Origin of the sequence: Pseudomonas syringae CC1557, assembly GCF_000452705.1 — a bacterium.
Classification (GTDB): Bacteria; Pseudomonadota; Gammaproteobacteria; order Pseudomonadales; family Pseudomonadaceae; genus Aquipseudomonas; species Aquipseudomonas syringae_F.
Genome location: NZ_CP007014.1, coordinates 2408280 through 2427777 on the forward strand (window position 1 = coordinate 2408280; position 19498 = coordinate 2427777).

The following is a 19498-nucleotide window of genomic DNA, read 5'->3' on the forward strand; positions in this document are numbered from 1 at the left end:
ATCCTTACAGGCGCCTTTTTTTCAACGCCGGACTGGCGTTGAAACGAGCACTTCGTACCTTATTGCCTGTCTACGGCCTTGTCTGTCGACCACTGACTTGTCTCTGATCGACGACGCTGGAAGACGGGTATTTTCGGCAGGTGCGCCCGCTGAGCAAGATAGGCATCCGGCAAGTTAGTTAAAGTATGCTCGTAATAAGAAGTTTCAGACTTTGATATTACCGGTCAAGTAGATGCGGATACTTTAGTTGTAACGTATTGTGTCTAACTTGTATATGTCGTGTAAGAAACGTCCATTCGGTTTTGCAGCGCCTGCATAACTCGATGGTCAACCAATCATGTCTGTCTTCAGGAGCATCGCCGATGCCTGGCCCAAATGATTCAAGCCCTGCCGAACTATTGCCCGAGGGAGCTACCGACGACAGAGTCACCAGTCTGTTGTGGGGGCCATTCTGGCTGGGCGATACGTCCGGTACCCATCTGACTTACAGCTTTCATGCCGCAGATTCTGTATACGCCACTGACTACAGCCGTTCGCAGGAACCCAGTGATGCCTACTCGCTGACCGGTGCCCAGATGGCGGCTGCGAAAAGTGCGATGGGCGCATGGAGTGCTGTAGCGGACATCACCTTCACCGAGGTAAAGGACACCCCCGACAATGTCGGAGACATCCGTTTTGGCGGCTTCAATGGCCTGCAAGGCACCGAGTATGGCCAGGCTTATGCGCCTGGCACACTGGGCCGGTCCGGCGACGTCTGGATCGGGCCCAAGGTCAACGCGGCGGATCCGGCGAAAGGCACGGATGACTACCTGACGTTCATGCACGAAACAGGTCATGCGCTCGGCTTGAAGCATTCGTTCGAAGCCTCGCAGTACAACGATGTGCTGCTTGACGCCAAATTCGAAGACGCCCGTTACACCATCATGAGCTACACCAACAACTACAGCTTCAAGCCCACCAAGCCGATGTTGCTGGACGTTGCTGCCATGCAGTTCATCTACGGCGCCAACACCCACTACCACACCGGCGATGATGTTTATAAGTGGGCTCCCGACCAATCGGTGTTCGAGACCATCTGGGACGCGGGCGGCAAAGACACCATCGATGCCAGCAATCAGGCCGCGTTTGTGAAGATCAACCTCAATGAAGGTGAGTTCAGCACCATCGGCAAGGCTTTTCTCGATTACAACCATAACCCTGACAGCCCGACCCAGATGAACTCGGGTCTGGCGATTGCCTACGGCGCGCATATCGAAAACGCCATTGGCTCGGCGTTCGACGACACGCTGATCGGCAACGACCTGGCGAACGTGCTAGATGGCCGTGGCGGCCTGGACACCATGATCGGCGGATTGGGCAACGACACCTACGTTATCGATCAGGTCGGTGAACTGGCGCTCGTGCAGGAAAAGGCCAACGAAGGCATCGATACACTCAAGATCACATACGACAACACGTCCAGCACGGCGGCGGTGATTGATCTGAATGCCGGTCCGCTGGCGAATTTCGAGAACGTTCATCTGAAGGGCGAGGGTGCTTTCACGCTTCTGGGCAATGATCGCAACAACATCCTGACCGGCAACGATGCGGACAATATCCTCAATGGCGGCGCAGGCAATGACAAGCTGGTCGGCGGTATGGGCGCCGACATCATGACTGGCGGCACGGGGGCCGACCGTTTCGTGTTCAATAACCTGTCGGAGCTGGGTAAGGGCCCGTCCAGCGACGTGATTACTGACTTCAATGCTGATCAGGGCGACAAGCTGAGCTTCCTCAAGATGGACGCCAACGTCGACACCAAGGCGCTGGACGCTTTCACGTTCATTGGCAGTGGTGAATTCACGGGGGCTGGTCAGGTGCGCTTTGCCGATCATGTGTTGTCCGGCAACGTCAACGGTGACCTGCACGCGGATTTCGAAATCCAGCTGGTGGGCGTGACGGCCTTTCATGCGCATGACCTGGTGGTCTGATCGCTGATTGAATGCCTGTCTGCAAGATAAAAACGGTGTCATGGAATTGCGCTGTTTTGCCGGTCCTTCAGCGCCCGGTTCGTACAAGTCCTGTTTCGCTTTCCGGCTGATTCTGTGCGCACTGCAAATGTGCGAGAGAGGATTTTGACTGGCTTTTCAGCACCACGACGGTGCTGTTACAAATTTAAAAGTCACAAAACCAAAATATCCAACAAAACCCACTTGACTCGTCACCGGTGCCTGAATGTAATGCGCTTAAGGACATCTGTGCCGGGCATTTTTTAGAGGTATCAGCATTGATAGAGCCTACACAATCCGTTGTACCGACATTGATCGAAGCGATCGGGCATGTGCGCAGAGGCTGCATGACCCCCATTCGCCTGACTGAAATATGCCTTGAATCGATCAAAACCCACAATTCCACACTCAATGCGTTTGGCGATGTCTACACCGAAGCCGCACTGGAGCAAGCCTGGAGCATGACTGCCGAGTTGCAGCGCGGTCAGGTACGCGGCCCATTGCATGGCATACCGTTCGGCATCAAGGACCTGTTTTCAACAGCGGGATTGCGCACCACGCGTGGTTCGCTGACCGGGCTTGAGAATGTACCGGCCAAGGATGCGCCGATCATTCGCCGTCTCAAGGACGCCGGGGCGATCATTGTGGGCAAGACGGCAACTACCGAGTTCGGCTGGACCGGCGCAAGTACTTCGCGGGTGTTCGGCAACGGTCGCAACCCATGGGACCCAACCCTGACCAGCGGCGGCTCCAGCTCCGGCTCGGCGATTGCCGTAGCGGCGCGCATGGTGCCTGCGACACTGGGCTCCGACGGCGGCGGCTCGGTGCGGATACCGGGCGCGTTCTGCGGCGCGTTCGCGCTCAAGGGCACATTAGGGCGTATTCCAACCTGGCCCTGGTCAGCCACCGAAATGCTCAGTCACGCCGGGCCGATCACCCGCACCGTACGCGACAGTGCCTTGCTGTTCGACATACTCTCAGGCCCAGATCCACTGGATCATCAGGCATTGCCGGCGCCAGACGAGTCCTTTCTGACCCGTTGCGACCAACCGTTACAACCGCTGCGTATTGGCTATTGCCCGACCCTGTTCGATACCCCCGTAGACCCGGAAATCGCCGCTGCCGTCGAGGCTGCTGTGGGCGATATCGCCAGAACACTGCCGGTGACGCTCACAACACTCAAGCTTGACTGGCAGGACCCGCTGGCGACCTTCGAAACCCTGTGGGTGGCAGGTCGCGGTATCGCTTACGGCAAGGGCCTGGCACAGCAAATGGACCAGCTCGACCCGGGTTTCGCCGAGTTGATCAGGCGCTCGGCGCAGTACGATCTGAGTGATTACCTGCAAGCGATGCAGCAGCGAGCAGCGTTTGCCAACCAGGTACATGCGCTTTTCGAGGATTATGACCTGCTGCTGATGCCCACATTGCCGATCCTGCCGTTCGCGGCCGACGAGGTGGCACCCGCCGGTTACGTTGGCCAGGACGGCGCCGTGCCCTGGGCGCGCTGGACGCCGTTTACTTACCCTTTCAACATCTCCGGCAACCCGGCTGCCAGTTTGCCCTGCGGACGCAGTTCGACCGGGCTACCCATTGGCCTGCAAGTGGTCGGGCCACGTTTTGCCGACGCTCAAGTGCTGCAGTTCTGCGCCGCCGTGGAAGACATGGCGCCGTGGGATCAGCACCTGCCGCCGATGCTGAGCCGCTGACATGCAACCCGCAACTTTCGGGCGTGAGCCAGTCGCCCTGGATACCGGAATCCACACCTCGCAAAGGAATGTCACGAGCATGCTCAATCAGCCTCGACTGGAAGAAATCATGCGCCTGCTCGCTCAGCAACAGCGCGTCAAGGCGTCTGACCTCGCGCAACTGCTGTTCGTGTCCGAGGAAACCATACGCCGGGACTTCAAGTTTCTGGAGGAAGAGGGCCGGTTAAGGCGGATTCATGGCGGTGCCATCCTGCCCAGGTCCAGTGAAGAGTTGCCCTTGCAGGAACGCAGCCGCCTCAAACCGAGGGCCAAGGCGGGCATCGCTGCTTGCGCTGCCCGGCTGGTGACTGAAGGCATGGCGATCTTTCTCGATACAGGTACTTCGACCTTGGCGCTGGCCCAGCAACTGACCACCTTCAGCCAGTTGAAGATCATTACCAACTCACTGGACATCGCCCAGCTCATCTCGCACCAGAGTGACAATCAGGTGCTGGTCGCGCCCGGCGATGTGCGGCGCGCGGACAACGCCTTGATCGGGCCGCACACGCTGGAATTTGCCAGGCAGTTTCACTACGACATTGCCTTCATGGGGATTGGCGGCATCGATCTCGACCTTGGACTGATGGATTACCAGGAGCCCGAAGCGATGTTGCGCAGGACGCTGGTCAGGCATTGCGCGCGCAGTGTGATCCTTGCCGACGATGGCAAGTTTGGCCATCGCACCTTCATTAATACGTTGCCGTTTGCTGCGATCACAACCCTGGTCACCAATCGAGCATTATCCGACGAGTTCGTGACACGCCTGGAGAAAGACCATGTCGACACGCTCTACGCCTGAACTGATCGAACCCGGTGCAGAAGATCTGGCCGAATTCGACCGCCTGTTCGAGCACACCTCGGCCATTGGCGCGACGCCCGCCGGAGGTCTGCACCGGCTGGCTGCGTCGGCCGAAGACGGCCGGGTGCGCGACCTGTTTCGTGACTGGCTCAAGGCACATGATTTTGAAGTGCGCGTCGATGCAGTCGGAAACATGTTCGGCCTTATGAGCTTTGATCCCGATGCGCCCTGGTTACTCTGCGGCTCGCACCTGGACAGCCAGCCGAGCGCCGGTCGTTTCGACGGGGTTTATGGTGTTCTTGCCGGTGCCGTGGCGGTGTCCAGTCTGGCGCGGCAGTTGCGCGAGCGAGGTGAGACGCCAGCGTGCAATCTGGCGGTGGTCAACTGGACCAACGAGGAGGGCGCGCGTTTTCAGCCGAGCCTGATCGGCAGCGGGTTTTTCACCGGGGCACTGGCTTTGGAAAAAGCCTGGGAAAGCCGCGACGGCGACGGTATTTGTCTGAAGGATGCGTTGCAGGCCATTGGTTACCTCGGCGAAGACCAGGTCGATCTGAACATCGCCGGTTATGCCGAGATCCACGTCGAGCAGGGCGCAGGGCTGGAAAGCAACCAGATGGCGATTGGTGTGGTGCGTGAAACCTGGGCTGCGTTGAAGCGCCGGGTACGCTTCGATGGCGAGCAGAATCACACTGGCCCTACGCCCATGGCCGCACGCCGGGATGCGCTGCTGGCCGCTGCGCATGCGATCACCGCGGTGCGCGCTGAAGCCGATCAACAGGGTTTGCAGATGCACAGTTCGGTCGGGCGTATCGAGGTCTATCCCAACTCGCCCAACGTCGTGCCTTCCAAAGTGTCGCTGTTGATCGAATACCGCTCCCGCGACATCGACCTGCTGAGCGCGGCCAGCGAGCGGCTGGACGTGACATTGCACCGCATCGCCGAGCAGACCCTGACTGGGTTCGAAGTGGAAAGCAGCGTGCTGCGTTCGCCTGCAAGCCTGCATCAGGGCTTTGCCGAGCTGGCGCATGCCGTGGGGGCCGAGCTGGGCTTGCCGACCACCGACAGCACCACCGTGGCGGGGCACGATGCAATCAGCATGAACAGCCGCTATCCGGTGTGCCTGCTGTTCATCCCCAGCAGCAATGGCGTTTCACACAACGAGGCCGAATACACCAGCGACCATGACATGCACAACGGTTTGCGCATGTTGACCGGGCTGCTGTATCGCGCCTGTACCTCATCCGCTGCGTTTCGCTGAGGGCTGACCATGTCATCTGCAGAAAACCTCACCATACGCATGATCGACGCGCTGGCACGCTACGGAGTCGACGCAGATCCCCGGATCGAGTCAGTCAGCCAAGGTGTGGCGTCGCCATCGCGGCTGGCGACCGAATGGGCAGGTTTTCGCGTGTCTTTTGGCGGGCACCGCTGTTACGCAAAAGTGCTGCATGCCGACATGGCATCGGTTATCGATATCGAGTCTGCGGCACAGGCCAGCGAGTGCGCGGGCCTCAGCGGTGCAGGGCCACGCTTGTTGAGCTGCGACAGGCAGAATGGTGTGCTGATGTTCGAGGACCTGGGTCCGCAATGGCGCGCTGCCCGACTGGATGATCTGCTCGCACCGGGAAGACTTGACGCGTTGTGGGCACTCAAAAGGCAGGTTCATGCAGGACCGGTACCTGACGTCGTGCGCTCGCCGATGGCGGACATTCAGCGTCTTCGCGACTTGTGTGCGCGCGACAACGTGTTGTTGCCGGATGAGCATCACTGGATCGATCGCTGCATCGATATGGCCTGGCAGGCATTGCAGGCGCACCCGGTGCAGCGGCGGCCGCTGCACGGTGACGGTGTGGCGAGCAACGTGATGGTGTCTGACAGCGGGGACCTGCACCTGATCGATTTCGACTACGGTGGCTGCATGGACCCGTGGTACGACGTGGCAATCACCCTCAACGAGTTGTATTCGTTCGAGCATGAGTGGCGTGAAGGTATCAGCGCCTGGGCCGGGCAATGCCGCGAAGTCGACTATGCCGTTTGCCGGCTGTATGCGCTGATCAATGACTGGTACTGGACGCTGTGGGGATTCTGGGCAGGCAGTACGTCCTTGCGGCCACTGGAGTTTTCCAAGGTCGGGCAATGGACCCTGTTGCGCTGCCGTCAGAGCATCCAGGACCCGAGGCTGGAACGTTGGTTACGTCAGGTTCAGGAGGGCAGATCATGAAAACGTTAGGGCAATCGGTCAGCAGCCAGGAGCGACAGCTTGAAGCGGCGGTGCGCAGCATCGATGGCTGGCAGGGTCGTCAGGTGGCTTATGAGCCGGTAAGCGGCGGTATCTCCAACACCAACTGGCGAGTCGAGGTCGAAGGTGCCGATACGGCGTATTTCTTCAAGGTGCCGGGTGTCGGTACGGAAATGTTCATTGATCGCCAGACGGCGCACGAAGCGAGCGTGAAAGCGGCGCAGACCGGCTACGGCGCGCCGGTATTTGCCTTCCTTGAAGCGTACGGCGTCGAGGTATTCGAATTCATGGAAGGCTGGCGAGCGTCTTCCAATCATGATTTTCTGCAACGCGACATCCGCCATGGCGCGCTGCACGGGCTCAAGGCGTTCAACGATCAACCCTTGCTCAAGCAGACCAAGACCGTGTTCGACATGATCGCCGAACATCAGCGTCAGGTGGCTGAACTCAACGGCGTGAAACCTCAGGATGATGCCTGGTTGTGCCTGCAGTACCAGCGTGCAAGGCAGGCGCTGGAAGCCTCCGGCATTGATCTTGCTCCGTGCATGAACGACACGCTGGCGGGCAATTTCATGCTCAATGCCCAGCAGCAGATTCGACTGGTGGACTTTGAGTACGCCTCCAACAACGACCGGCATTACGAGCTGGCATTGTGGTTCGGCGAAATGTTTTTCAGTGATGACATGGAGCTGGCGTTGATCGAAGATTATTTCGGCCACGTCAGTGCGCAGACCGTGGCGCGCATCAAACTGAACAAGGCGTTGGCAGATATCAAGTGGTCAACCTGGGCGATGGTTCAGCACGCCGTCTCGCAACTGGATTTCGATTTCTATAAATACGGCGCCTGGAAGCACATGCGCGCGCGCAGCATCATCAACGATTCACAATGGGAAACCTGGCTGAGGCAAGCCTGACCCCGCCACCGCCAGACATCCAATAAGAAAAACGTAGCGGCTCACCGCACATTCCTTTCACTGCTTGAGTTTTATCCGGTCACTTCACCGCCCGATTCTGAAATTCAAGGAGCACCCGATGAGTACCATTCCGTCCACCGCACAGCCCGGCCGCCTGAAAAGCCTGGTCTTCGGCGTTTATTTCTTCGCGCTATTGATGATGGCGCTGTTTCCGCCGTTCTATCTCCAGGTCAGCGGCAGTGCCGTCATGGTGCTCGGCATCCCGTTGCCGATCTTTTACTGGATTCTGATTGCGGTGCTGATGGGCCTGGGCCTGTGGGTGCTGTATGTCGTCGAGTCTCTACTCGGCGAAATTCCTGATGAAGGGGGCGCGCAATGATCAGCACAACGAGTGTTTCCGATCTTTACATGACCTTCGGCCTGATCGGCGTCTTTCTCGCGGGCATGATTGCGGTGCTGTATGCGACCAACCGCAAAAGCGACAGCTTTTCCGACTATGCGGTGGGCGGGCGTTCCTACGGCCCTTGGTTCATTGCCATGTGCTACACCAACTCCTGGTGGCCGGGCGCAACCTTTACGGCATTCTTTGCCTTGTCGGTCGGCGGAGCGTTGGGGTTTTACGGCATGGTGTACGCCACGCTCGGTGTGACCGCGATGTACCTGATGGCCAACCGGGCCTGGACCTGGGGCAAGCGCTTCAATCTGACCACTCAACCTGACTTGCTGGGCATGCGCTTCAACAGTCCGGTGGTCAAACGCATTGCGTCGATCATCGGCATCATCTCGGTGTTTCCCTGGGTGGTGATGGGCATTCAGGCGCTGGCCACGCTATTCCAGTTCGCCAGCTTCGGCCGTTGGGGTGTGACCACCTGCCTGTTGGTCGGGGTCGCCGTCATTCTGATCCGCCAATACTGGACGGTCAGCATGGGCATGCGCGGGCTGATCATGACCGACATGTATCAGGGGCTGATCGCTTACGTACTGTGCGCTGCGTTGTGCATCTTTTTGCTGTTCGGTGCTCAGGCTTCATTCTCGAATCTGTCGCAACTGCCGGCCAGCATGCTGGTCATTCCTGGCGGCGCGGGCAGTACGTATGGTCCGATGTACATGTTCAGCCTGATCTTCACGGGTGTGATCGGTTCGATGTGCTGGCCCATGAGTTTTCAGCGTATCTATACCGCCAGCGGTGTGCGTTCAGTGAAGAAAGGCACGCTGCTGACCATCCTGCTGGTGGGTGGTTTCTACGGCATCCTGATGCTGTTCGCCGCAGCCATCAGCCAGGATCCGAACGTCGCTGCGCATCCGCAACACGGCTGGTTTCTGTCCCTGTTCGATATCGGCGGCCCGTGGCTGCTGGCGGTCGCGATCATGATCGTCCTGGCGGCCAGTATCGGTCACGTCGACGGCTGTGTTCAGGTGTGCGGTACGCAGTTCGCCAATGATCTGGCGACCTGGAACAAACCGCGCAGTGACCGTGAAAAGACCATTCTGGCCAAGGCCGGTATGGTGGTATTTATCGCTGCGGCGTCGCTGCTGGCCTACCTGACCTTCGACTATGCACGCCTGCAACTGCTGGCGCAGATTTCCTACCAGGGCATTATCCAGCTGGCCGTTCCGCTGTTCTTCGGTGTGTTCAGCCGGCATGGCAACAAGCAAGGGGCGATTGGCGGCATGCTGGTCGGCATTGTCATCGCGATTGTGCTGACGACGATTTACCCCGACGACATTCCGGCACTGGGGTCGTTGACCAGCGGCATCATCGGTCTGATCTTCAACGCAGGCGTTTTCGTGGCATGCGCGGTGCTGATCAAACCGAGTACAGAAGAAGTCAGACGTGTTGATGAGCTGTTTGCCATGGCAGCACCACGTCGTCATTCGCTGGGCGCGGTCCCGGCGATGAGCTGACAGCGGGCGGGTGCTTGCAGTCGAATCGCCAGTTTGCAAGGTTAGCTACTGGCGTCTCGACCGGCGTTGATGAAGTCCACAAAAGCCCTCAGCGGTGAGGGCAGGTAGCGTCTGCCGTGATAATAAAGGTACGGCCCGGTAAAGCGTTGCCACCACGGTTCAAGGATCGGCTCCAGTGCTCCGCTGTCCAGGTGTGGACGCAGCCAGTCTTCGAACAGGTGAACAACGCCCAGGCCATCCATTGCGCATTGCACCGTCAGGTCAAACGCGCCGCCGATTCTCACAATCAATGGCCCGTTCGGGTCGACCCTGACAACCTCTCCATCACGCTCGTATTCCCAGGGTGGCAGATTTCCGCTGGGGAACTTGCCTCGCAGGCAAGCATGGCCCAGCAGGTCTCGTGGATGCCCGGGGCGTCCTCTGACATTCAGATAAGCGGGTGACGCGGCGGTTGCAAAGCGCTGGAAGCGCGGACCGATCGGCACGGCGATCATGTCCTGCTCGAGACGATCATCGTAACGAATACCCGCATCACAGCCTGCCGCGAGCATGTCGACGAAGCTCTCTTCGGTGACCACTTCCAGACGGATATCAGGGTACATCTGCAGAAAGGGCGTGATGATCGACGGCAGCACCAGTCTGGCGGCGCTGACGGGCACGTTCAGCCTCAAGGTGCCGGAAGGGCGATCACGGAAATCATTGACCACATCCAGCGCGGACTCGACTTCGCCAAGGGCGGGCACAATGCGCTCCATCAGCTTGGCACCGGCTTCGGTAGGCGCCACGCTGCGCGTTGTACGGTTGAGCAAGCGCACGCCAAGCCTTGATTCCAGGCGGCGAATCGCATCGCTGAGACTGGAGGCGGATTTGCCGCTGACCCGGGCGGCCTCGCGAAAGCCTCCGGCGTTGACTACCGCGACAAATGCCAGCAAATCCTGAATGTCTGTATTCACGCTTGTCTGCTCGATTTTTTGTATTGAAGGTCTGGTGCGGGCTGTTCTCTGAGCCGTACAGCCTGTGCTGATTGCACCTGATTATCAACCAGGTGGCCAATGTCTATAGTGCGGCATACACATCGGATCAAGGCGCATGAAATGAGCAATCCAGAAAAGACAGGCACATTCCAGGTGGGCAACCACCATGTCAATCGCATGGGGTACGGCGCGATGCAACTGGCCGGCCCGGGTGTGTTCGGCCCAGCCAAGGATCCCGAGGCCGCCATTGCGGTGCTGCGCGAAGCCGTCGCGCAAGGCATCAATCATATTGATACCGCAGATTTTTATGGCCCTCATGTCACCAACACTCTGATTCGCGAAGCACTGCACCCGTATGCGGATGACCTGCTGATCGTGACCAAGGTCGGTGCGGTGCGTGGTTCTGATGCTTCATGGAATCCTGCATTCAGTCCGGCAGAGTTGACCCGGGCTGTTCACGACAACCTGAAGAACCTCGGCCTGGAAGCGCTCGATGTGGTCAATTTCCGTGCGTGGGGAGATCATCAAGCGCCCGCCGACGGCTCCATCGAAGAACCGTTCGGCGCGCTGATCAGGCTTCAGGAGCAAGGCCTTATCCGCCATCTGGGATTGAGCAACGTCACGGCGAAACAGATCAAGCAGGCACAGGGCATGGCTGACATCGTGTGCGTGCAGAATCATTACAACCTGTCTCACCGCTCTGACGAATCGCTGATCGCCGAGCTGAACGAGCAGGGCATTGCCTATGTGCCGTTCTTCCCGCTGGGTGGTTTTTCGCCTTTGCAGTCACAAACCCTGTCCAGCGTGGCAAGCCGCATGAAAGCGTCGCCGCTGTGTGTCGCACTGGCCTGGCTGCTGCAACGCTCGCCGAACATCCTGCTGATCCCCGGTACGTCCTCGGTCGCGCATTTGCGCGAGAACCTCAGTGCCAGCGAACTGATCATCGAGCCTGATCTACTGGCCGAACTCGATAGGGTGGCCTAGGCTCTGTATGTAAAGTGGCTGCGCTCGGTGATGCTGCGTTAAAAACAGGCTCGTGCGCGAGTCCGATCGGAATGCTCATTTACAACACGTAGACTCTGCTTCCTCGCCTGTTTTTGCCTTGCCTGACCTTCGCTCGCCGACTTTTCGTACAGAACCTAGACCAACACAGCTGCGGTGACGGTCTCCTGACGTGGGTTGGGCCTGTCGCTACGAGGTCGATGGGGCGGTCCGACTTTTCGAAGACCGCCAGTTTGCGTTTATCGGGCCGATGATGGAAAAACTCAGAGTCAAAGCGTCTCCGCTCTGATTATCAGATGACATGTGATCTGCCGTCATTTACTGTCCGTTCATATTGGTTTTGAGAAATGGCAACCTGACACTCGGCGCTGGAAGTGGTGGGCGTGATCAACTTAAATTGGCTGAGGAAGGCCTGTATTAACCCACGCTGAAGGTTATTGGGCGGGATCAACAGGCGCTTGAAAGTACGTTAAGACTCAGCGTTTGAAAGTACGTATAAGCAATCCTTGCAGCTGCATGGCTCCAGGATTGTCGGTATCACTCAAGAGATAAATGTAGTGTTTTGGCAGCACCGGTAGGGTCAGTCCTTCGATGTTCGCGGTCAGGGCGTCGCTCAGCATGCCGGTTTCCATCAGCCCGACGGCCATGCCGCTACGGACAGTGGCTTCAACCGCAGGAGAACTTGCACTTTCGAGCAGAATCCGATGGGGCAGTCCTGCTTCCCGGAGGGCATTGATCGCGGCGTCACGATAGGGGCAGCCTTGGAGCTGTACTGCTATTGGCAAGGGCATGTCAGGATCATATTTGAACTCCCGTGACGCTACCCAGCAAGGTGAGGTTGTCCAGATCAACTCGCCCTGGCCCAAACGCTGCGGAGAAACCATCAAGGTAATATCCAGTAGATGTCGCGAGAAAAGGCTGAACAGCTCGCAACTCGAACGGGCTTCCACCTCCAGTTGGAGCAAAGGGTTGCTCATCACAAACACCGGCAGCAGATCTGTCATCACGCTTGCTGCGTAAGAGTCGGGTACTCCAAGCCTGAGCTTTCCTTTAAGCAACTGCGGCGACAAGGAGGCCATCAGGCGGTCGTGACTGAGTAGGAATTCGGTTGTATCTGCCAGTAAGCGTCGACCAAATTGAGTGAGTTCGACCAGTTGGTTATTACGGTTGAAAAGACGTTGTCCCACCAGTTCCTCAAGCTTTTGAATTTGCGTCGTGACCGCAGAAGGGCTTCGGTTGACGTAACCTGCCGCCTCCTTGAAACGTCCTAGTCGCGCCACCGCATGAAACGTCCTCAATACATCAACATCCAATCCGCGCGCCATAATTCAATTCCTTTTAATTACAGATTTTGATCATTCAAATCGACAAGTTATCGGCGTTGCTATAGGTTCACTCTGTGTGTTTAACGGCTGTTCTCCATGGAGTTTGGAAAATATTGATGTCTATCAGTGAATTGGTTCTTAAAGCGTTGCGTGGGTGTAAGGGGTTTGAGTCAGCACAAATATGGAGTGTCGAGAACGAGGAAAAATATTCAACGCTTAAGTCGGGCCGCGTCACTCGCTCACCAAGTAATCTTGTTAGTGAAGAGATTTTCTCACTCATGCATCGCCTTAATCATGAAGGTATTTTCACGCAGGGTCTTTGTAGCGGTATAGGGGGGCAGGGCTCACTTGGTCGCACTCTCGCTGCGCTAGGTGAGCACTTGGCTGCTTTGGCTAGAGGAAAAAAAGTTCACTATGTGGAGCTTGGACCCGAGCCAGTCAAGACCTCTCAGCTGGTCCGTGCTTTAAGGACTGATGATTCTGGCATGGTGCTCTATACCGCAGTAGATATCAATGAAACCTCAGAGCTTTCAATGAAAGAGGCTATTTCACCATTGCTCAGTGATGGGAATGATTTTCGTTATATGGCGGCCAATTATCATCATCTTTTACGGCCTGATATCGACAGGCAGCAAGACTTGACGTTGATCACAATGCTGGGCTTTCAGGAAGGTAATGAAATGCCTGAAGTCATCGGCAAACTGCTCGGAAATTTAGGAGGTAGGACAACATACGTCGTTTCGGAAATGCAACTTTATGTCGACGGTAACAACAAACATATCTTTGATTTTTACGAAAATGACTACATGGCTACCTTTTCAAGGTTGGTTAGCCAACTTCAGAGCGTTCAAACGATCGGCGATCATATCGTAACGCTTTTGACAATACCGGTACTGGGCCGTGAAATTTACGCTGCCGTTACCCTACAGCCGGGGAGGCGCGACGGTGTCCTCGGTTGTCTGATCACTAACATTTGTTTGAAGTACACCCTTGAGCAGTTTCGCGCCATTCGTCAGTACCAGGGGCTGTCGGTGACTGACGAGTTCTTGACCGGCGACGGAAGTGTCGTTTACCAGCTCGCCCGTTTCAATGATCAGACGCAGAGCGTCAGGAGGACGTTCTAATGGATAACAATAACTATACGCTGCCGGTTTTTGCAAAAGGTTTCAGCCGGGCACGGTTGGCATTGAAAACAACGTTTACGCGTGTATCCAGGCGATCTCTCGCTGAGGAGACGGTATCGCTAGGATGGGATGATCGATTTGTGCAGGTTCGTCCTGGTTGCGTACGGAACTCCGGAACGCTTGCCGATCTGGGTTATAAAAGCGCTCTATTGGGAGGCGTCCGCCCTGAGCGGATAACGGCCATCGCCAGTCTGCGTCGATGGCTGGCAGATGAGGCAATCATGGCGTTGCGGCATGAGTGTACGGCCTTGGAGAGTTATTCGGAAGAGCGGGACTGGATCATTACCAAACGTACACGAGGGGCGACCCGATACTCGAAATTTATTAATGACATGATGAATAGCCGTGCATTTTTGTTGGCGGTCTCGCGTATCGCCGGCGTGCCGCTCGTCCCTTATCCACTGGTCAATGCTCGCTCGCAGGTTAATTATTATTACCCGCGTCATACGCCAGAGCAAAAACAGCAGGTCGGTATGTGGCATACCGACGGTACCTGTTTTGTCCTGAACATGCTGATGTCAGATGCCAGCGAGTTCCAGGGCGGCGAGTTTCTTTATCACGAAGGTCCGGTTGATACGTTTCACAGGGAAACGCCTCAACGTGAGCTTGTCAGAAAAGCCAGTCTCGTCAGCGTGGGCGATTCGTTATTTATCCACGGCAGTAAATTGTTTCACGGCGTTGAGCCGGTAGTGCAAGGCCGTCGAATGTCGCTGGTCCTGTCGTTTCACTATCCTTACTCCTCTGAAGACGTCAACGAGTTCTGGCATCTTGCTTCAGACGACGGGATCGGACAAACCCTCGGCAAGTGGATGACGTTGAAGCGCGACCTGACAAGGCGCGCAGATGAGCAGTACGAGCGTCTTGGAATAGATCCCATCACGTTCGACGATCTGTTGCCCAAGGACCTTGATGCATCAGACGAGCATCATTCATATGAAGGCTTTCCATGAGCTTGATTGGCTTACAGCTGATATTCGTTCTGTCCTGGAGTCAGTGCTCGTGTATCTGAAGCCACCTGTTACGCTGATCGGGTCGGCACTGATGTTTGGAGACCATTTACGCATCGACTTATCTGGGGGTGCTTGGCGTGGCTGCAGGTGTGTCCCTTATCGCGGATGAGACCTGCACCTGCAGTGGTGAAAGAGTAGAAGTCGCCCCGTGCACTTTTACCGCGGCTGCTCTTATGGCTGCAGCAGATCTTTTTCCCACCCCTGCGGGGTCTTGGTATAGCGTTCACGCAGGTGCAGCCGATTCTCCCGGAACGTCAGAAACTCTATCGTCACAGGTCGTACGATAAATCCTCCCCAGTTTTCGGGCTTTGGTATGGATTTGTTTGCGAGCTTCTTTTTCATACCCTCGAATCGTTCCAGCATTTCGTGCTCTGAGGAAAGCGGCTGGCTCTGGTGACAACTGAGGGTTGTCAGCTGTGCACTTCTGGAGCGGGTCTGCCAGTACGCCTCTGCCTTTTCCTCGGGAACGGCATTGGCGATTCCCCTGACCCTGACCTGATAACCCTGAAGCTCCCACCAGAATGTCAACGCTACCTGTGGATTACTCTGAAGTTCACTGCCTTTTTGCGAATCCAGAAACGTGCAGAAAACAAATCCCTGCTCATCGACAGATTTCAGATCGACAAAACGAGCATTGGGAAAGCCGTTTTCGTCCGTCGTCGATACGCACATAGCTCCTGGATGCTTGAGTGTCCGGGCACTTTTGATTTCGTTCCACCAGTGGTGAAAATGCTCAATTGGATGTTCGGTCATGACACGCTCCAGAGTAGGTGAGTCTGCCTGATGCACAGACCCGATTGAAAAGGTAAAAGCAGCAGATCAGCACACCCGACAAGAGGAAAAAGTACAGGTTTCCTTGGTCAGCGTAGACAAATATGCCTCCCAGCAGCGGGGCGCACGCCATGCCCAGCATGTAGATATAAAAAAAAGAAAAATAAGCGCCCTTGTAACGCACCGGTGTCAGTATCTCCATCGCGAAATTGGTGGTAGAGATCACAATTATTTCACCCAGTTTGAGCAGGATGGCATAAGGCAGCAAGGCTGCGTATGAGTCCAGTGAGCAAGATGACACGATGACCTGGCTAAGGATCAAGAAACCCAGCGCAATAAATATTCGCTGCTTCAAATTGAACCGCTGAAGAGCTTGATTGATGCTGAAATACATGAACACGACCATCACCGTATTGATGATCTGGATGGTTGCGTAAAGCCTGATTGCCTGGGGCGGGGCAAACTGGCTGTTCAACAGCATCAACAAGACAATATCATTGCTGTGAATGACCAGATAACACAGCACGCAGAAGGCACACAATGCGAGAAAATTCTTATCCTGAAAAATGATCCTGAGCCCTGCAGTCAGTACAATGTTCCGTTTTTTCTGCCCAGCCGAAAAAGTATTCAGTAAGGCATAAAGTGCAATGATCAATGTGCAGGCCAGGCAACCGTAAAGCAGAAAATCCCGGTTATGTATGCCTGCCAGTGCTACCAGCGCCGGTGCAATTGCCCCCCCGATGTTTACATAATAGTAGCGAGCGCTGTGCGCCATTTCGATAACTTCGCCCGGCGCGCGATCGCTGAGATTAACCTTGAACCCCATCTCCAGTGTTCGGGTGGAAATCGTAAGCCCTATGAGCCCGGTCACGACAACGGCCAGATAAGGCGTCATGAGCATGGCAATAGCTGACCCCAGAACGAGGCTTGAGGCGACCAGCGTGCGCCTCAGGTTACCCGCATCTATCGCATGCCCAGCAAGTTGCGTGGCAAAGAACGCGGAGAGGGTGGCAGTGAATAACAGTGCGCCAGACTCAAGCTGATTAAGTGAGAACTGCTGTTCGAAGACAATGACCATATACGGGTAAGCGATAAAATAAACCAGACGAACCAGCAGCGTCCCGAGAAGCTCCTGAGCACAATGCCTGTGGACTTGCATCAAACTGCCGGAGAGAATCGATGGTTTTCTCATGAAGGCTCTCCGTATGACGGAAGTGCATTTGCTGAGGAGAAAAACGCCAGGGCTGCTCCGCCCCCCGAGGAGCAGTTGGAAAAGGTCCTTACCTCGGTAAGCGTATCTCCGCCCATGAATAATCCATTCACGCCAGCTTGCTCAAGCCGGTGGTAACACTCATGGGAATACTGACTCGCCGGGGTGCTGAGAGGGCCTGCCGCGAAAAATGAAAACGTATCCGGCGCGAGCTCGACCTCGTTGAAAATACGCGCATCAACAATGAAGTCGATAATGCTGTCATCTGCCTTCACGCCCAGAAAGTGGCGAGGTACGACGGCTCCACTGTGATCCTCGACCAACAACACCTCAGGCAAATGAATCTTGCGCAACACCTCTTGGGTAAGCTCCAATGGGTAGTGAACCGAACGACCTATCGGAAAGCCCAGTGTGTTGAGCACACTATTCAACACCGCGCCCCCCACAATAATCGCATGTACATTCAGGCGCCCCTGATGTGCACCTAAAAAGTCGACTTTTTCTATTTTATTGCCACCCAGCAGCAGGACAGTTCGTCGATGCGCGTAAAGCGTTTCATACAGGTGCTGGAGGGTGTGAAGCTGGCTACTCACTCCCTGCGAGTACTGCCAAGGCAGAAACTCTTTTATCGCGTCATTGGACGCATTTTTGCGGTGCAGCTTACAAAAGCCGCCGATCACCAGATGGTCTCCCGGCGCTGACAGCTGTTGTGCAAAATCTCTGTCGTTCTTTTGTTCTTGTGGGTAAAGGCGAGTGTTGCCGAACAAGGCTATTGAGCCGGGTGCCATGCGGCGCGCATATTCAAGTGACACCGGACCCACACAATCTTCCAGATAGGCCACTTGCCGACCCAGCCTATGTGCCAGCAGCGTTGCGAGCCAAGGGGTCTGCTGCGCTGTACCTTTTTTGAAGTCGCCCTGGTGATTCAGGATGATGATCCGCTGTTCAGTCGCGAGCAGCGGCATCAGTGACGAAACTTCTTCATCAATCCTGGGGTGCTCCTGCACCCCCTGATTGATATTGATGCCAGCGCTGTAGATGAGGACAGGTTGTGTATTCATAGCGCGTGATCGAACACTTTTCTGAATCGGTCAACCAGTTCATCAATCTCGTCTTCAGTGATGATAAAAGGCGGAGTAAACAGAAACGTCAATGCGTTCCCGTCCTTACCCGAAGAGCGACAAGCGTACAGGTTGATGCCGTGTTCATGACCGCAATGGATAAACTTCTGCGCTAGGCTCCTGTCCAGGGTCGTTTCTACTGCCCACAGAAGCCCTTGGCCACGGATGTCTGCAATGCAGGGTAGCGTGTTCAGTCTTTCTATAAGTGTCTCCCTGAAGTACAGACCTTTACTTCTGATCGCCTGTAACCCTACCTCGTGCTCAACCGTGTTCAGCACGGACAGTGCAATACCCGTCGACAGTGGATTTCCGGAGTAGGTATGCCCGATGAAATGGGGTGGATTGTGGCTGGCCAGTCGTTGTCCGATATCGCGCGAAACCAGCAAACCCGATATGGGTGTAAACCCGGCACCCAGCCCCTTTCCGATAATCGTGATATCGGCCTCCGTCCCCCATGTTTTCATGTTGAACCATTCACCCGTGCGCCCGAGCCCTGTGACGATTTCGTCGGCAATCAGCAGGATGTCGCGCTCTGCGAGGCCTGCCTTCAGCTCACTCATGTATCGTTCGTGGGGAACCAGCGCTCCGCCAGAAGACGCTGTAACAGGTTCTATGAAAACACAGGCGATACGATCAGCTCCGAAGCGATCAATGACGTCCAAGGATTCGGTTACGCATTCCAACTGGCAGTTTTGCGGAGCTTTGCCCATTGGGCAATGGAGGCAATAGCAGGGCGGGAGTTTTACTTCGCTGATTTCCGGGTCAATGGCGCTACCCAGCAGATTGACCTTTCGGGCCCTGTCATCACCGTAACCCAATGACTGAATGGTATTGCCGTGATTGGTAATACGTCGGCCCAGTGCCACATTTTTTTGTTCTTTGCCTTGATAGCGATAGTGATCCAGCGCTATACGATAAGCGGCTTCGGACGCTTCGGAGCCACCGTTTAAAAAGAAGGCATAACCTTTATTATCGTTTGAGAGCTCGATTAGTCGGGTAGACAACTGTTCAGCTTCATCACTTCGGAAGTGTAAGCGGTAGGCAAAATGCAGGCGTTCAACCTGACGCTGCATGGCGCTGATAACCGCAGGATGACAATGTCCCAGATTGACAGTCATTGGGCCGGAAGAGGCGTCGATGTAGCCTTTGCCCTGTTCGTCGAAAAGCCAGATACCTTGACCCGATACGACTTTAGGGACGTCCGCCTGGTAGTCTAAGAATGGATACATGTACATATTCAGTCTCGCAATAAATTAGGCTCAAAATGAGGGTGTCCGTCGATGCGACGGCGAACGTCCAGGCGCTCAGTCT

At 55.9% G+C, this 19498-nt stretch carries 17 protein-coding genes; 11 read left to right on the forward strand and 6 right to left on the reverse strand.

Annotation, left to right across the window (positions count from 1 at the left end):
- The first annotated feature begins 362 nt into the window (after window positions 1–362).
- The 8 genes from N018_RS10985 to N018_RS11020 all read left to right on the forward strand — a co-directional run bounded on the left by N018_RS10985 (window position 363) and on the right by N018_RS11020 (window position 9590).
- A complete protein-coding gene (locus tag N018_RS10985) occupies window positions 363–1970 on the forward strand; it encodes a M10 family metallopeptidase (protein ID WP_025389572.1) in 1608 nt (535 codons plus the stop codon).
- A 365-nt stretch (window positions 1971–2335) separates the two neighbouring features.
- Window positions 2336–3694: an amidase gene (locus N018_RS10990; RefSeq protein ID WP_051476195.1), complete on the forward strand. Its 1359-nt coding sequence runs from the start codon at window positions 2336–2338 to the stop codon at window positions 3692–3694.
- A 79-nt stretch (window positions 3695–3773) separates the two neighbouring features.
- Complete coding sequence (locus N018_RS10995; RefSeq protein WP_024647469.1) at window positions 3774–4532, forward strand: DeoR/GlpR family DNA-binding transcription regulator; 759 nt, start codon at window positions 3774–3776, stop codon at window positions 4530–4532.
- Complete coding sequence (locus N018_RS11000; protein ID WP_025389574.1) at window positions 4510–5790, forward strand: Zn-dependent hydrolase; 1281 nt, start codon at window positions 4510–4512, stop codon at window positions 5788–5790. The genes N018_RS10995 and N018_RS11000 overlap by 23 nt, the downstream gene beginning before the upstream one ends.
- 9 nt (window positions 5791–5799) lie before the next feature.
- Complete coding sequence (locus N018_RS11005) at window positions 5800–6753, forward strand: aminoglycoside phosphotransferase family protein (RefSeq protein ID WP_025389575.1); 954 nt, start codon at window positions 5800–5802, stop codon at window positions 6751–6753.
- Complete coding sequence (locus tag N018_RS11010) at window positions 6750–7685, forward strand: choline kinase family protein (RefSeq protein WP_025389576.1); 936 nt, start codon at window positions 6750–6752, stop codon at window positions 7683–7685. Before N018_RS11005 ends, N018_RS11010 begins: the two co-directional genes overlap by 4 nt.
- 118 nt (window positions 7686–7803) lie before the next feature.
- Window positions 7804–8064, forward strand: coding sequence for a hypothetical protein (locus tag N018_RS11015; protein ID WP_024647473.1), 261 nt, complete (start codon window positions 7804–7806; stop codon window positions 8062–8064).
- A complete protein-coding gene (locus tag N018_RS11020; RefSeq protein ID WP_025389577.1) occupies window positions 8061–9590 on the forward strand; it encodes a sodium:solute symporter family protein in 1530 nt (509 codons plus the stop codon). Before N018_RS11015 ends, N018_RS11020 begins: the two co-directional genes overlap by 4 nt.
- A gap of 41 nt (window positions 9591–9631) precedes the next feature.
- On the opposite strand, the gene N018_RS11025 is transcribed toward N018_RS11020, so the two are convergent.
- A complete protein-coding gene (locus tag N018_RS11025) occupies window positions 9632–10543 on the reverse strand; it encodes a LysR family transcriptional regulator (protein WP_025389578.1) in 912 nt (303 codons plus the stop codon).
- A 141-nt stretch (window positions 10544–10684) separates the two neighbouring features.
- Here N018_RS11025 and N018_RS11030 point away from each other — a divergent pair, with 141 nt between their 5' ends.
- Window positions 10685–11548 (forward strand): aldo/keto reductase family oxidoreductase, encoded by an 864-nt coding sequence (locus N018_RS11030; protein ID WP_025389579.1) that lies wholly within the window; start codon window positions 10685–10687, stop codon window positions 11546–11548.
- A gap of 494 nt (window positions 11549–12042) precedes the next feature.
- Here the strand turns inward: N018_RS11030 and N018_RS11035 are convergent, their stop codons facing one another.
- Complete coding sequence (locus N018_RS11035; protein ID WP_024645370.1) at window positions 12043–12891, reverse strand: LysR family transcriptional regulator; 849 nt, start codon at window positions 12889–12891, stop codon at window positions 12043–12045.
- A 116-nt stretch (window positions 12892–13007) separates the two neighbouring features.
- Between N018_RS11035 and N018_RS11040 the strand changes: the two genes are divergently transcribed.
- Together N018_RS11040 and N018_RS11045 are read left to right on the forward strand one after the other, a co-directional pair.
- Window positions 13008–14015, forward strand: a complete 1008-nt coding sequence (locus tag N018_RS11040) for a hypothetical protein (protein WP_025389580.1) — start codon at window positions 13008–13010, stop codon at window positions 14013–14015.
- Complete coding sequence (locus N018_RS11045) at window positions 14015–15025, forward strand: 2OG-Fe(II) oxygenase (protein ID WP_025389581.1); 1011 nt, start codon at window positions 14015–14017, stop codon at window positions 15023–15025. The genes N018_RS11040 and N018_RS11045 overlap by 1 nt, the downstream gene beginning before the upstream one ends.
- 231 nt (window positions 15026–15256) lie before the next feature.
- On the opposite strand, the gene pdxH is transcribed toward N018_RS11045, so the two are convergent.
- From pdxH to N018_RS11065, 4 genes are read right to left on the reverse strand one after another with little or no spacing between them, the layout of a single operon-like run.
- Window positions 15257–15838: a pyridoxamine 5'-phosphate oxidase gene (gene pdxH, locus N018_RS11050; RefSeq protein ID WP_025389582.1), complete on the reverse strand. Its 582-nt coding sequence runs from the start codon at window positions 15836–15838 to the stop codon at window positions 15257–15259.
- Entirely contained in the window at window positions 15819–17048 is a 1230-nt protein-coding gene (locus N018_RS11055; RefSeq protein WP_024645366.1) for an MFS transporter, read from the reverse strand. The genes pdxH and N018_RS11055 overlap by 20 nt, the downstream gene beginning before the upstream one ends.
- Window positions 17045–18127, reverse strand: a complete 1083-nt coding sequence (gene pgk / locus N018_RS11060) for a phosphoglycerate kinase (protein ID WP_025389583.1) — start codon at window positions 18125–18127, stop codon at window positions 17045–17047. Before pgk ends, N018_RS11055 begins: the two co-directional genes overlap by 4 nt.
- A complete protein-coding gene (locus N018_RS11065) occupies window positions 18124–19422 on the reverse strand; it encodes an aminotransferase family protein (protein WP_080274816.1) in 1299 nt (432 codons plus the stop codon). Before N018_RS11065 ends, pgk begins: the two co-directional genes overlap by 4 nt.
- Window positions 19423–19498: the final 76 nt, after the last annotated feature.

What these genes read in the sequence shown, in the direction of transcription:
- N018_RS11065 (WP_080274816.1), bottom strand. Translation starts at nt 19,422, where the DNA reads ATGTACATGTATCCATTCTTAGACTACCAGGCGGACGTCCCTAAAGTC.
- N018_RS11015 (WP_024647473.1), top strand. Translation starts at nt 7,804, where the DNA reads ATGAGTACCATTCCGTCCACCGCACAGCCCGGCCGCCTGAAAAGCCTG.
- N018_RS11035 (WP_024645370.1), bottom strand. Translation starts at nt 12,891, where the DNA reads ATGGCGCGCGGATTGGATGTTGATGTATTGAGGACGTTTCATGCGGTG.
- N018_RS10990 (WP_051476195.1), top strand. Translation starts at nt 2,336, where the DNA reads ATGACCCCCATTCGCCTGACTGAAATATGCCTTGAATCGATCAAAACC.
- N018_RS11040 (WP_025389580.1), top strand. Translation starts at nt 13,008, where the DNA reads ATGTCTATCAGTGAATTGGTTCTTAAAGCGTTGCGTGGGTGTAAGGGG.
- N018_RS11020 (WP_025389577.1), top strand. Translation starts at nt 8,061, where the DNA reads ATGATCAGCACAACGAGTGTTTCCGATCTTTACATGACCTTCGGCCTG.
- pgk (WP_025389583.1), bottom strand. Translation starts at nt 18,127, where the DNA reads ATGAATACACAACCTGTCCTCATCTACAGCGCTGGCATCAATATCAAT.
- N018_RS11005 (WP_025389575.1), top strand. Translation starts at nt 5,800, where the DNA reads ATGTCATCTGCAGAAAACCTCACCATACGCATGATCGACGCGCTGGCA.
- N018_RS11045 (WP_025389581.1), top strand. Translation starts at nt 14,015, where the DNA reads ATGGATAACAATAACTATACGCTGCCGGTTTTTGCAAAAGGTTTCAGC.
- pdxH (WP_025389582.1), bottom strand. Translation starts at nt 15,838, where the DNA reads ATGACCGAACATCCAATTGAGCATTTTCACCACTGGTGGAACGAAATC.
- N018_RS11030 (WP_025389579.1), top strand. Translation starts at nt 10,685, where the DNA reads ATGAGCAATCCAGAAAAGACAGGCACATTCCAGGTGGGCAACCACCAT.
- N018_RS11055 (WP_024645366.1), bottom strand. Translation starts at nt 17,048, where the DNA reads ATGAGAAAACCATCGATTCTCTCCGGCAGTTTGATGCAAGTCCACAGG.
- N018_RS10985 (WP_025389572.1), top strand. Translation starts at nt 363, where the DNA reads ATGCCTGGCCCAAATGATTCAAGCCCTGCCGAACTATTGCCCGAGGGA.
- N018_RS11010 (WP_025389576.1), top strand. Translation starts at nt 6,750, where the DNA reads ATGAAAACGTTAGGGCAATCGGTCAGCAGCCAGGAGCGACAGCTTGAA.
- N018_RS10995 (WP_024647469.1), top strand. Translation starts at nt 3,774, where the DNA reads ATGCTCAATCAGCCTCGACTGGAAGAAATCATGCGCCTGCTCGCTCAG.
- N018_RS11000 (WP_025389574.1), top strand. Translation starts at nt 4,510, where the DNA reads ATGTCGACACGCTCTACGCCTGAACTGATCGAACCCGGTGCAGAAGAT.